Source organism: uncultured Campylobacter sp. (assembly GCF_938045205.1).
Lineage (GTDB): Bacteria > Campylobacterota > Campylobacteria > Campylobacterales > Campylobacteraceae > Campylobacter_B.
The window spans coordinates 1-13,254 of record NZ_CALIMY010000004.1 but is presented as its reverse complement, the minus strand read 5'-3'; the positions used below and the strand labels follow the sequence as shown (position 1 = coordinate 13,254).

The 13,254-nt window shown below is 47.6% G+C and carries 9 protein-coding genes and 1 pseudogene; 9 read left to right on the top strand and 1 reads right to left on the bottom strand.

Annotated features, from left to right (window positions below; all coding sequences use genetic code 11):
• The 5 genes and pseudogenes from Q0198_RS00285 to Q0198_RS00265 all read left to right on the top strand — a co-directional run.
• Nucleotides 1-292: hypothetical protein (locus tag Q0198_RS00285; protein ID WP_297893669.1), on the top strand; the 292-nt coding region annotated here is incomplete at its 5' end.
• A gap of 144 nt (nucleotides 293-436) precedes the next feature.
• Entirely contained in the window at nucleotides 437-2,674 is a 2,238-nt protein-coding gene (locus tag Q0198_RS00280; RefSeq protein WP_297893667.1) for a nitric-oxide reductase large subunit, read from the top strand.
• 275 nt (nucleotides 2,675-2,949) lie between these two features.
• Nucleotides 2,950-3,392 (top strand): annotated as a pseudogene (locus tag Q0198_RS00275) (GatB/YqeY domain-containing protein).
• Between the two features lie 133 nt (nucleotides 3,393-3,525).
• A complete protein-coding gene (locus tag Q0198_RS00270) occupies nucleotides 3,526-4,155 on the top strand; it encodes a hypothetical protein (RefSeq protein WP_297893663.1) in 630 nt (209 codons plus the stop codon).
• 52 nt (nucleotides 4,156-4,207) lie between these two features.
• The gene (locus Q0198_RS00265; RefSeq protein ID WP_297893660.1) at nucleotides 4,208-4,843 is read left to right on the top strand and encodes a hypothetical protein; all 636 of its coding nucleotides are present in this window, start codon (nucleotides 4,208-4,210) and stop codon (nucleotides 4,841-4,843) included.
• 387 nt (nucleotides 4,844-5,230) lie between these two features.
• Here Q0198_RS00265 and Q0198_RS00260 read toward each other — a convergent pair whose 3' ends face one another.
• Nucleotides 5,231-7,477, bottom strand: coding sequence for a hypothetical protein (locus tag Q0198_RS00260; protein ID WP_297893657.1), 2,247 nt, complete (start codon nucleotides 7,475-7,477; stop codon nucleotides 5,231-5,233).
• 205 nt (nucleotides 7,478-7,682) lie between these two features.
• Between Q0198_RS00260 and groES the strand changes: the two genes are divergently transcribed.
• The 4 genes from groES (at nucleotide 7,683) to ispG (ending at nucleotide 12,957) form a co-directional block, all read left to right on the top strand.
• Nucleotides 7,683-7,946 (top strand): co-chaperone GroES, encoded by a 264-nt coding sequence (gene groES, locus Q0198_RS00255; RefSeq protein ID WP_297893655.1) that lies wholly within the window; start codon nucleotides 7,683-7,685, stop codon nucleotides 7,944-7,946.
• Between the two features lie 12 nt (nucleotides 7,947-7,958).
• Complete coding sequence (gene groL, locus Q0198_RS00250) at nucleotides 7,959-9,596, top strand: chaperonin GroEL (protein ID WP_297893653.1); 1,638 nt, start codon at nucleotides 7,959-7,961, stop codon at nucleotides 9,594-9,596.
• Nucleotides 9,597-10,194: 598 nt separating this feature from the next.
• The gene (locus Q0198_RS00245) at nucleotides 10,195-11,259 is read left to right on the top strand and encodes a hypothetical protein (RefSeq protein WP_297893650.1); all 1,065 of its coding nucleotides are present in this window, start codon (nucleotides 10,195-10,197) and stop codon (nucleotides 11,257-11,259) included.
• Between the two features lie 630 nt (nucleotides 11,260-11,889).
• Nucleotides 11,890-12,957: a flavodoxin-dependent (E)-4-hydroxy-3-methylbut-2-enyl-diphosphate synthase gene (gene ispG, locus Q0198_RS00240; RefSeq protein ID WP_297893647.1), complete on the top strand. Its 1,068-nt coding sequence runs from the start codon at nucleotides 11,890-11,892 to the stop codon at nucleotides 12,955-12,957.
• Nucleotides 12,958-13,254 lie beyond the last annotated feature (297 nt).

Below are 13,254 nucleotides of genomic sequence, written 5' to 3'. Positions count from 1 at the left end.
TGCCAATATAACTAGATTTAAAAAATTTCTCTTGCTAATTTTATCGTACGCTCTGCATCCGATAAATCTTCTTTGCTTCGGTGTACTTAAAATTTTAAGAAGAATAGATAGCATAAATTTAAATGTTCTAATTTTATTAGATAGTACTCATAGTAATTATTTTGCCATCCCATTAACTATGCTAAGTGAGTATGAACGAGTAAATTTGAAAAAGTATTTAAAAGACAAACTAAATCTAAATCTTGATAACATTGAGATCAGGGATAGATTTGTAGATATAAATTTTATATAAAATTTTCTAAAATACCTTATTCCAGTATACTTTAATAAATTTCAGCTTAAGCAGATAAATTTTATCTTTTTATTGACGAGCCTCAATGCTTATAGAAATTTAAATGGGTAGAATTCTCTCCTAATTTCAGTTAAAGGAGTGAAAATGGGAGAGTACAAGAAGCTCTGGATGGCGCTTGTAGCGGTACTCATCGTGGGCTTTAGTTTCTTGGGTTTTTACGGCGGCGAGGTGTATAGGCAGTCTCCGCCGGTGGTAAAATTTACCGATGCTAGCGGCAACGAGTTGATCAGCACCGAGCGCATTTACCGCGGACAGGAGGCCTGGCAGAGCATCGGCGGTATGCAGGTGGGCTCGATCTGGGGTCACGGCGCGTATCAGGCGCCCGATTGGAGCGCAGATTGGCTGCATAAGGAGCTGGTTGCGTTTATGGATATCAAGGCGCAGGAGCGCTTCGGAGCGAAATTTGACGCTTTAAGCGATGAGCAAAAGGCGCAAATCAAGGCGCTTACCAAGGCCGAGTATCGCACCAACACCGTAAAAGACGGCACCGTTAAACTAAGCGATGATCGCTTGAAGGCTATGGCGGTCGTAAAAGACGAGTACATGGGCGTTTTCGGAAACGATCCGCGCTTTAAAAAGCTTCGCGAGGATTACGCGATGAAGGAAAACACGCTCGCAAACGAGCAACACCGCGCCGAGCTCGTGGATTTCATCTTTTGGACTGCGTGGGCGGTTTCTACGGATCGTCCGAGCGGAGAGGCGACCTATACCAATAACTGGCCGCACGAGCCGCTAATAGACAATGTCCCTACCACGGAAAACGTCGTTTGGACGATCGCAAGCCTCGTTATTTTGCTTACCGGCATCGGCTTGTTGGTTTGGTTCGGAAATTTCTACGGCAAAAAGGACGAGGATTTCGAGGCTCCTGCGAAGCTAAACGCCGATCCGATCGCCGCTTTAGCGCTTACGCCGTCGCAAAAGGCGCTCGGCAAGTACCTTTTCGTAGCGATTGCGTTGTTTGCATTTCAAGCCTTCATCGGCGGCTTTGTTGCGCACTATACGATCGAGGGTCAGTCCTTTTTCGGGCTTGATATTTCGCAATATATCCCTTACTCGCTAGCTCGCACCTGGCACGTGCAGGCGTCCATTTTCTGGATCGCTACGGGCTTTTTGGCGGCGGGATTGTTTCTGGCGCCGATCATCAACGGCGGCAAGGATCCGAAATTTCAAAAGCTCGGCGTGGACGTGCTTTTCTACGCGCTTCTTTTCTTGGTCGTCGGCAGCTTCGCGGGCGAATACATGGCGATTGCGGGCAAGATGGATCCAAGCAGCAGTTTCTGGATCGGACATCAAGGATATGAGTATTTAGACCTCGGTAGAATTTGGCAGCTGATACTGTTCGTGGGTCTTGTGATCTGGATGGTGCTCGTGCTTCGCGGCTTTATCGCGGGCTTTAGAGCCGAGGGCGATAAGAATTTATTGGCGATTTTTACCGCTTCGGTCATCGCCGTGGGGCTTTTTTACGGCGCGGGACTATTTTACGGACAGCGCTCGCCTATCCCTGTGATGGAGTACTGGCGCTGGTGGGTCGTGCACCTTTGGGTCGAAGGATTTTTCGAGGTTTTCGCGACGGCGTCTTTGGCGTTCGTGTTCGCATCCTTGGGCTTAGTAAGCAAGAAATTTGCCACCTACACCTCGATTGCTAGCGCGTCGATTTTCCTAATCGGTGGAATTCCTGGTACCTTCCACCACCTCTATTTTGCGGGCACCACTACGCCGATAATGGCTGTAGGTGCGAGCTTCTCGGCGCTTGAGGTCGTGCCTTTGGTGCTTTTGGGCTCGGAGGCGTTTCACTATTACAAGCTTCAATTCGCGCAGGATTGGGCTAAGCGTTTAAAATGGCCGCTTTACTGCTTCATCGCCGTGGCGTTTTGGAATATGCTGGGCGCGGGCGTTTTCGGCTTTTTGATCAACCCGCCGCTTGCGCTATTTTACATCCAGGGCTTAAACACCACCGCGGTACACGCTCATACGGCGCTATTTGGCGTATACGGCTTTTTGGCGCTCGGCTTCGTGTGGCTCGTGGCGCTGTATATTTACAAAGACAAAAACTTCGACGATACGCTGATGAAGATCGGCTTTTGGGCACTTAACGCAGGTTTGCTTCTAATGGTGCTGATTTCGCTATTGCCTGTCGGAATTTTGCAGGCATTCGCGGCGATCGACGTTGGTATGTGGTATGCAAGAAGCGCGGAATTTTTGCAAAAAGATAGCCTCTATGGGCTCCGCTGGGCGCGCATCATCGGCGATACGATCTTTTTGGTTGGAAGCGTGTGCTTCTTGCTTCAAATCGTGCGAATGATATTCTCACGCACCAAATAGAGCTTTCGCGGGCTTTAATTACTCGCTTTGCCTCGCAGGAATTTTATGTTCTTGCGAGGCTTTTTAAATTTAGCGCGCTTCGCGCGAGCTTTTTTCCGCAAAGGGGAGCTGCGCGCGAGTCTTTGCTGCAGACGATACCCGCGGCTAGTTTTAAATTTAGCCGCAAATTGCGATCAATCTTTAAAATTTTAAAATTTCATCCTCTTAAATTTACCCGAGCCAAATTTTAAATTTGCTACAATTACCGCCGAAATTTTAACCTCAAGGAGTGAAAAATGGGTGTGCGAGAGCAAATTTTAGAAGACATTAAAAAGCGATGAAAAGCGGCGATCACTTCCGCAGAGACAGCCTGCGGATGCTTAACGCCGCGCTTAAGCAGGTCGAGGTGGACGAGCGCATCAGCCTTAGCGACGAGCGCGTCTTTAGCATACTTCAAAGCGAGATCAAGCGCCGAAACGACTCTGTGGAGCAGTACCGCGCGGGCGGTCGCGACGATCTGGCACAAAAAGAGCAGGGCGAGATCGAGATCATCGCATCCTATCTGCCTGCGCAACTAAGCGATGCCGAGCTTGCCGCAGAGGTTGGCTCGCTAATCGCGCAGCTCGGCGCGAGCGGCGTAAAGGATATGGGGCGCGTGATGAAGGCCGCCAAGGAAGCGCTCGGCTCAAGCGTGGACGGCAAGCGCCTAAGCGAGGCGGTCAAAGCGGCACTGAAGTAGCCTGCGTTTGGAGTTAAATTTAAGTCCGGCTACGGCTAAATTGTATCGGCGCAAAATTTCGCTGCTGAAATTTTTTAAGATAGAGCTTTGGCTGCGGAATTTATACGCTAATTTAAAATTTTAAAGGATCATCATGAAAAAATTTATCGCGGTTTTACTAGCCGTCCTGCTTGTGGGATGCCAGTGCAAACAAAACGTAGTGCCTGGGGCTAACGAAACGCCCGAAAAAATCACGGCATTTTTCGTAAACGACGGTAAAGAATACATCGTAGGCGAGAAACTCAGCTATGTCCTAACGAACGGCTCGTCGCTTAAGAATATCTCGGAATTTTACGATGGCGGATACGCCAAAGGGCTTAAGCGCGAGTTTGTGCAGATCGAAGTAACCGATGCTAAAAACGGCGAGGCGCGCGGTAGCTTCAGCGCATTTTTGAATTCCGCAGCTGGTGCAGATGTCGCCAAAATCAAAGCTCTAGCAAATCGCATCGAAATCGATGAGAAAAAGGGCGAGATAGAAGCGATTTTCTACTTCGATGCGCGCGTCGTACAGATCAAAAATCTTAGCGAAATAATGAAGCCAAGCGATAGGCTGCGCTCTCCGATCCCGGCAAACATCGAGGTTAGGCCTGAACGCTGCGAGGGCAACGCCCTATTGGATACGCTAGGCATCATCGTGGCTATACCGGTGGTAATCGTGGGCGTAGTGCTATTTCTGCCCGTCGGGGCGATGGAGGCGCTTGCGATGCAGCATAGCCCGCGATAATAAAAGCCGTGAAATTCCGTATCTTGCAGCGAAACTTACAATGTAATGATCGATGAAGCTCGGCGAAATTTGGTATAACTTAGATCGCAAGTTCGATCTATTTATGATCGCATTTTATTTGGCGGCAATGTGGTACGGATTTCTTTTTAGCTTGAATCCGAAAAGCTTAGATGATCTGAAAATCGCAAATGGAATAATCATGGATGTCAGAAGCGATGATGGGCGCGAATATATGCAGATTTTTACGGACGAGCGCAAATTTATCAAAGTCTTTTTAAATGGCGATACGGATAACTTAACCTACTTTTATAAAAATAAAATTTTGCTCAATGCGGCAATTGTTGAAGCTAATTTTAAGCGCTCAGGAGCGGACGAGTGGCAAGGCGTAAATATCAAGCCTTCTATCTCGCTAATCGCATACGAATGGCTGGAAGGCAAGCGAGTTAAAGCTTGGTATCAAAGCCGTCCGTTTCCGTTTCAGGGTCGCGGCACGGCATATCAAGTTTTATTTTTGGATTACAATGCAAGCATAGATCCGCCGCAACGCGAGTATCTGATGAAATTCAGATATGACAAATACGCTACGACGGATGATAAATTTACAGCTACGATATTTGGAGCTTTTACGCTCATTTTTCTTGCGATAATGGCGTGCAAATTTTATCAAGCATGGCGCCAACTGCAATAAACATTGCGCCGCGGAATTTTAAGTAGCATCGGATAGCCTGAAAACACGGCGCGCAGCATCGATACAAAGCACTTTAAAAGACGCTAGGCTTGCGCCGCGTAATTTATCGCAGATAGCGGCGACGCAAGCAGGATAAGCTTACGGCGATAAATTCAGAGCGTCATTAAAATACAGACCGAAACGAGATTTAAAATTTTGATAAGCAGTGCGCGTCCTGCTTTAAAATTTTTAGGCTTCGGCTACGCCGGCAAGTGCAAAATTCTAAATTTTAAACTGCATAAAATTTTAAAATTTAAACTGCGCGAGATTTCAAAATTTCAAAATTTTAAATCTCGCGCTCGTTTAGCAGTATCCATAAATTCCAAACGTCAAATGGGAGCGAATGGGCTAAAACAGCCCATTGATCAGCCCTTTAATCGCGTCTGATTGCTCCTTTTTAGCGTCGTTTTTGCTGCTGTTATCGTCCTTTTTCACGCCGAAAAGCTTGTCGATGCCCTTGCCGATCTGCTTGTCGAGTTTGCCCTTTAGATAGTCCGATTGGATATTGTATTTCGGCTCTTTAATCGTGCCGGTGATGTTTATTTCAAGATCGGTTTTTTCGATGTTTGCCTTAACCGGCACCGAAATTGCGCCCGTTTTACTATCCAGCGTGCCGTCCGTTACGTTTAGCTTGCTTTTTTGCGCGCTCATATCGGCGTTAAAATTTATCAAATTTTGCTTGATCGTGCCGTTTACTTTGGCGTCGTTATAGACCTCGCCGCCTAGATCGCGGCCTAAAATTTTGCCGATTTTATCGATCAATCCGCCGCTAGGAAGGCGGCCGTTGTTGATGATCGCGTCAAATTTTCCGCTGTGCGAGTTTGTATTATACGTAAGATTTGCATTGCCCATGCCGTCGTAAACATGATCGATATTTAGAAGCGTCGTAAGCTCTTTGACGATAAAATTTTGGATTTTAAAGTTCGCTTCATCGCCCGCGATCTGTCCGTTTAGCTCGCCGCCCGCGATCTTGGAATTTATGGTCGCAAACAGGCTCTTGCCGTCATGCGAAAGCTCGCCCGTCGCGGCGATCTTGCCGTTTAGTCTGCGATTTAAGAAAAACTCGAGTCGCTGCAGACTCGGGATCAGCAGTGCGTAGTTTGCCTTAAGCGCTTTGTTTTTAAGCTCATAAGTGCCGTTTAAGCTTTGAAGCTGCGCCAGATCGGAGTTTGCGCTAGCGCTAAAGGTCGCGACTGAGTTTTTGATATTTGTCTGCGCCTGCGCGTCCGCTTTTAGATCGCTCGGGAAGTTCTTGCCCGTCACGCCGTCTAAAAATTTCTTAAAAATTACGCCGTTAGCGAGCGAAATTTGCGCCGTGCCGTTGATGCCGTCCTTTAAGCTTAACTTCGCATCGCCGTTTATCGTGCCGTTTCCGATCGCGTTGCCGTAAAACAGAGCCGAAAGCACAGCCAGATTTAGATTGCTCGCTTTAAGCTTTAGATCGCTTAAATTTCCGCTCGCATTCAGGTTGCCGCCCATCGCGTTTAAATTTAAGTTTAGATTTTTAAGCTCATTTTGCGCTAAAGCCGCGTTAAGCTCGCCGTTTGCCTTGCCTTGCAGCTTCACTCCCAGGACGTTTTGCAGCGCGGCTAGATCGTTTGCATTTAGCTTTGCGGACAGCTCGCCGTTTTTGTTTTTCAGGTCAAATTTGGCCTCCGCATCCGCTTTAAGCGCGTCTTTAAACGCCGAAATTTGCGAGTTTGAAAGCTCAAGCGTAGAAAAATCGGTCTTTAAATTTCCGTTTGCTTTAACATCGCCCAAAATTTTGCGCCCGATAAGGCTTTCAAGCTTCGCTAAATCGGGCAAATTTAGATTAAAATCTGAGTTTAAAGTTTTATTTTTTAGATCAAATTCCGACTTTTCGGCGCTGATCTTGCCCAGAGTCGAATCAATCTTGCTTGCTGCTCGCAGGACGTCATTTTGCGCCGTGATATCCGAGTTTAGCGTGATCTGCACGCCCTTTGGGATGGAGATATTCATATCTTTAAACGCAGATTCGTTTAGGATCAAATTTGAACTTTTGATACTTGCGTTGCCCTCTGCGCCGCCGCTGCTAGCCTTGATATCTGAGAGAACGTCGATATTTCCTTTGGCGTAGATTGGCAGAGAAGCCACGGCAAGGGCTTTTTCGACGTTTAGAGCTTTAGCGTCGATTTGCAGATCAAGCGGCTTAAGGTCTTTTAAATTTGCTAAAAATTTTACGTTGCTATCAAAAATCCGCCCGCTGCCGTTGATGCCGAATTTGCTAAGATCGCCTAAAATTTGCCCTTTAAGGCTTAGCTCTTCGTCCATTTTTATGCCGAGTTTGGCTAGATCGTGCGCATTTGCATCGTAGCTAAGATCGAAAGAGCGCGCAAAAAGCGAGTATTTGCCCTTTACGTTTACGCTCGCAGCATCATTTACGTTGGCGCTAATATCCAAATCGCCGAAATTTAGATCGAATTTATCGAGCTTCACGTCAAGGCCGCTTTTTTCTTTGATCAAATTTTCTATGTAAGGCTTGGTAAGATTGTTGCCAAAATCGCTGAAAAATAGGCAGCCTGCGCCTACTATAAGCAGGATTAAAATTCCTGCGATTATGCCGAAAATTTTCATTTCGTCCCCTTAAAATTTAAAATTTGAAGGTATTATAGCCCTTAAAATTTAACGTTTGAAATCTCAATACTTGAGTTTAAATCACTAAAGTTTTATAAAAATTTTTCATAAACTATTGACAAGATTTTAAATTTTGCATATAATCTTAGCACTCAAACACATTGAGTGCCAATTTTAGAAATCACAAATCAAAGAAAGGACTGAAATGAAATTTCAACCACTTGGCAAGCGCGTTCTAATCGAGCGCGAGGAGGAGACCAAAAAGACCGCTTCGGGCATCATTATCCCCGACAATGCTTCAAAAGAGAAGCCTTCGACCGGCAAAATCGTAGCCGTCGGCAGCGAATGTGAAGGCGTCAAAAATGGCGATATCGTAGCGTTTGCAAAATACGCAGGTAGCGAGATTAGCTTAGATGATAAGAAATTTCTTATCTTAAATTTAGAAGATGTTTTAGGCATAATTAAATAAAAAGGATTGAAAATGGCAAAAGAGATTATTTTTTCAGACGACGCAAGAAACAAGCTTTACGCGGGCGTTAGGAAGCTAAACGACGCTGTAAAAGTTACGATGGGACCTCGCGGTCGCAATGTCTTAATCCAAAAGAGCTTCGGTGCTCCGGCGATCACAAAAGACGGCGTAACCGTAGCTAAAGAGATCGAGCTAAAAGACACGCTAGAGAATATGGGCGCTTCTTTGGTGCGCGAAGTAGCGAGTAAAACCAACGATCAAGCGGGCGACGGCACTACGACTGCGACCGTGCTAGCTCACGCGATCTTTAAAGAGGGTCTACGCAACGTAACTGCGGGCGCAAATCCGATCGAAGTTAAGCGTGGTATGGATAAATTTAGCGCTGCGGTTATTGAGGAGCTAAAAAAATCCTCTAAAAAAGTAAGTGGCAAAAAAGAGATCGCTCAGGTCGCTACGATCTCTGCCAATAACGACAGCGCGGTGGGCGATCTGATCGCAGACGCTATGGAAAGAGTCGGCAAGGACGGCGTCATCACCGTTGAAGAGGCAAAATCGATCAACGATGAGTTAAACGTAGTCGAGGGAATGCAGTTTGACCGCGGCTACCTAAGCCCATATTTCATTACAAATGCCGAGAAAATGCTAGTCGAGCTAGCTTCCCCACTAGTGCTTCTATTTGACAAAAAAATTACAAATTTAAAAGATCTACTTCCGGTTTTGGAGCAGGTTCAAAAAAGCGGCAAACCGCTTCTAATCATCGCCGAGGATATCGAGGGCGAGGCGCTTGCAACTTTGGTCGTAAATAAACTTCGCGGCGTACTAAACATCTCCGCGGTTAAGGCCCCAGGATTTGGCGATCGCAGAAAGGCGATGCTTGAAGATATCGCGATTTTAACGGGTGGCACCGTCATCAGTGAAGAGCTTGGCAGAACGCTAGAAAGTGCTTCTATGGCCGATCTCGGACAAGCCGAGCGCATCGTGATCGACAAAGACAACACCACCATCGTAGGCGGCGCGGGCAAGAAAAAAGATATCGACGCGCGCGTTTTGCAGATCAAAGCTCAAATCGCAGAGACTACGAGCGATTACGACAAAGAGAAGCTTCAAGAGCGCATGGCTAAGCTTAGCGGCGGCGTTGCGGTTATAAAGGTGGGCGCTGCGACCGAAACCGAGATGAAAGAGAAAAAAGACCGCGTGGACGACGCTCTAAACGCAACTAAAGCAGCCGTAGACGAGGGTATCGTAATCGGCGGCGGCGCTGCGCTAATCAGGGCGGGACTTAGCGTAAAGCTAACTCTAAGCGGTGACGAGCTTATCGGCGCGGATATTGTAAAACGCGCACTTTACGCTCCGCTTCGCCAGATCGCAGAGAATGCCGGATTTGACGCGGGCGTCGTAGCAAACGCCGTCGAGCAGAACAAAGACAAGAAATTTGGCTTCAACGCCGCAAACGGCGAGTACGTCAATATGTTTGACGCAGGCATCATCGATCCTGTGAAGGTCGAGCGTATCGCGCTTCAAAACGCTGTCTCCGTTGCAAGCCTGCTTCTAACGACCGAAGCGACTGTAAGCGAGATCAAAGAGGAGAAACCTGCAATGCCTCCAATGCCTGACATGGGCGGAATGGGTGGCATGGGCGGAATGATGTAGTCCCATAGGAGCGTCATTCGGCGCTCCTATGCCATTGAAACGGCGCTGTGAGATTTTGCAGCGCCTTACAATGCCTTATGTGCGGCGATGCTTTAGCTACACGCCGCTAAAATGAGATGTGCCGCGTTTTTAGATACGTCTGAAGCGCGGCGATTTATTATGAATTAACGATTAAGTGGTGTAATTTTTAGTCGCCGCATGATCTCGCAAATTTCGTATCTCACCGCAAATTTGCGGTTTTGCCGCATTATCCTTTAAATTTAAAAACTTTATCTGAGCTTGCTTTTTACCTTAAATTCTGACTTGCCGCTCAAAATCTAAGCGCAGAATTCTAAAACTTTAAAATTTTTCAGCTCTCCTTCTTAAGCGCTTACAAGATAAAATTTTTGCCGTGACGTCATATTTTTAGTGTGATAAAATTCTATTGCCAAACAGAATCCTAGCTGCGGAATTTTTGAAGTTTAGCCTTTATCCAGGTTTTTATTTGGCGATACGGCTTGGAATTAGAGCTGAAATTTAATAGCCTCACTCATTAAATTTAACGCGGCTTAATCTAAGCTTTGCTAAATTTCGCCTAAAATCCATGGAAAGGAAAACGATGAAAAATTTAGCTCGTATTTTTTTAATTGCGTTCATTTTGACGAGCTTCTCTAGCGTTTTTGCTGCGCAGCAAAACCATAAATCGCCCGCCGCGTTACAAAACCATAAATATAAAATTTCATCTCAAAATTTGCGAGCCAAAGATCATCTGAGTAAAAATACCTCGGCAAGATCCTCTGCCGAGCCGCATGCTAAAAAATCTGCAAATGCTAAAAGCCTTTCAAAATCCAAGCTTACAAAAAATACGCGTGCGTCTAGGAATTTTGCTAAAAATTCCACGCAAAAAAGTGCGAAAAATTTCACTAAAAATTCTAGGCAAAATTTCGCATCGCATTCTGCGAGAAATAAAGCATCTAGGCGCCCGGCTAATCAATCAAGCAGCCAGAATGAAGCTAGCAAGAGTCTAGTTGCGACGCTGATGCGTTTGCCAAAGACCCGTATCTATGAGGACGAGGCGCCAAGCGCTCGCGATACCGCGCAAACTTACAGAGGCGCAGATATGCGGAGAAATGCAAGCGCGCAAACTCACGGAGGCGCGGATGAGCAAACTGGCAAAATCGTAGACGCACAAGCTCGCAAATTAACGACGACTCGAATTGCACAGCCGCAAGCTCGCTACGGCTATAGTGCAACTCGTTCTGGCGCTATGGGGCATACAGTTGCATCTCATTCGAGCGCCACGAAGTATACGGCTCGTAAAAATGCCCGCGCGCCCTATCTTCTCACATCTGCTCGCTCTAGCCCTGCGATAGGGCGCTCTGGCGGTAGCGCGCTTGGTAGGATGCCGTCGCCAAAGCGGGGTAATGCGTTAGGACAAGGTGCTGCGATGCGTTATGATGAGCGTTGGGCGAAGCCCGCTCCACAGCCTTATGAGCCTGCGCCTGAGACTGAGAAAAAGCACGGGCTAATATTTTCGTCGCAGTGGGGTCCTGCCGCGCCGAAAAGTAAGTGGCAGCAGCACGAAGCCCCGACGGATGACGCTTCGTCGCGCAATGAGTCGGTGATGGATATGCTGCAGGACAAGATGAGCAGGGTCAAGGTGAATATGGAGCTAGTACGCTAACCTAGGCGGCACGCCGGCGCAATTTATATGCGTAGGCGGTTTAAATTTTGCTGCCTTTATAAGATCGCGATACTGGCGCGGTGTGCAAACACGAACGGCTGACGTTTTTTGGGCTTTGCCGCCGTGCGAAAAATGCCCTACTGCTGCAATTAAAAATAAAATTTTCATATTTCATCCATGCGCTTTGAAATTTCACGGCTGCATGCCGCGCTGCTAGGATAAACCATACTGCACTCGTTTTGCGCGAACGGGCACTGCGACGATACTGCGGTTACAATTTCGCCGAAATTTTAAGAGCTTAATTTTGTAATTTTACGTCGCAGGACTTCGCTTGCCTGCTAAATTCGCAGAATTTTGCTTAGCTACGTGGTTTATTAAATTTCGCTTGCCATAAAATTTTGTAGAGTTTCGCCTGCTAGCGGAATTTTTAGAATTTTATTAGATGGCGAAATTTTATAGAACTCTATTTGCTCAAATTTCACGGCGAAATGAAATTTTCCGCAAGTGCGAAAGTAAAATTTAGCGGGTAAAATCCTGCAGGCAAAATTCTGCGGCGGCTAGCGAGCGCGAATTATTAAATTTTAACCCCGTTTTGAATAAAATAGCGCAAAAAATTCTAAAGGCTTAAATTTGAAAAATCGCTATCCGACCCGTCAAATCTCCGTCGGCTCCGTCAAAATCGGCGGCGGCGCGCCCATCTCCGTGCAGTCGATGAGCTTTTCTAAAACGAAGGACGTGGAGGGCACGCTAGAGCAGATAAATCGCCTGTATTTCGCGGGCTGCGACATCGTGCGCTGCGCGGTGCTTGATAAGCAGGACGCGGACGCGCTCGCACGTATCAAAAAAAGCTCGCCGCTTCCCATCGTAGCGGACATCCATTTTAATTTTCGCTTGGCGCTGCAGGTCGCGGAGTTTGTCGATGCTATCCGCATCAATCCGGGCAATATCGGCGGCAAGGAGCGTATCAAAGAGGTCGTGCGCGCGTGCAAAGCTCGCAATTTGCCCATCCGCATCGGCGTAAATTTGGGCTCACTAGAGGAGCAGTTTGAGCAAAAATACGGTCGCAGCGTGGAGGCGATGGTGCAAAGCGCGCTGTATAACGCCGCGCTGCTTGAAGATGAGGACTTTAGCGACATTGCGATCTCGCTTAAGACTTCGGACGCGCCGAGCACGGTGGCTGCGTATCGTGCGCTGCGCCCGCTATGCGAGTATCCTTTTCATCTGGGCGTGACCGAGGCGGGGACAAAATTTCACGCGAGCATCAAAAGCGCGATCGCGCTGGGAGCGCTTCTGATGGAGGGGATCGGCGATACGATGCGCGTGAGTATCACGGGCGAGCTTGAGGAGGAGATCCGCGTCGCGCGCGCGATCCTGCAGGACGCGGGCGTGCAGAAAAGCGGCGTCAATATCATCTCGTGCCCTACCTGCGGGCGTTTGCAAAGCGATCTGCTAAGCGCGATCAAAATCGTCGAAGAAAAAACCGCGCACATCAAAACGCCGCTAAATATCAGCGTCATGGGCTGCGTCGTAAATGCGATCGGCGAGGCGAAGGGCGCGGACGTGGCGATCGCGTTCGGCAACGGGCGCGGCATCGTGATGCGCCATGGCGAAGTGGTCGCCAAACTCGAGGAGAGCAAGCTCGTGGAGCGGTTTTTGCAAGAGGTCGAGGACGAGGTGCGGGCTCGCGAAGGAGCGTGAGAGCTGCGGCGCCTAGCAGCTTAAATGTCGCTATGACGCGCGGCTTGGGCGGCTCGGCTCTGAATTTTGGCGCGCTTGGCTAGTTATAGTTTGCTCGGCGTTTTAAGGCGCTCTCGGGCTCATCGCGGTTCGTTTAGGTTTATAGGTACAGCGCGTCTTGGCGTGAAATTTTAAAATTTCATCCTTAAGGCGGCGCTTTTAAATTTGAGCCTTTGGGGAGTGCGGCTTGGAATTTTGGTTTTGAAATTTCGGGTTTGAAATTTTAGCGCTGAAATTTCGTATTAGATTTTTGAGTTT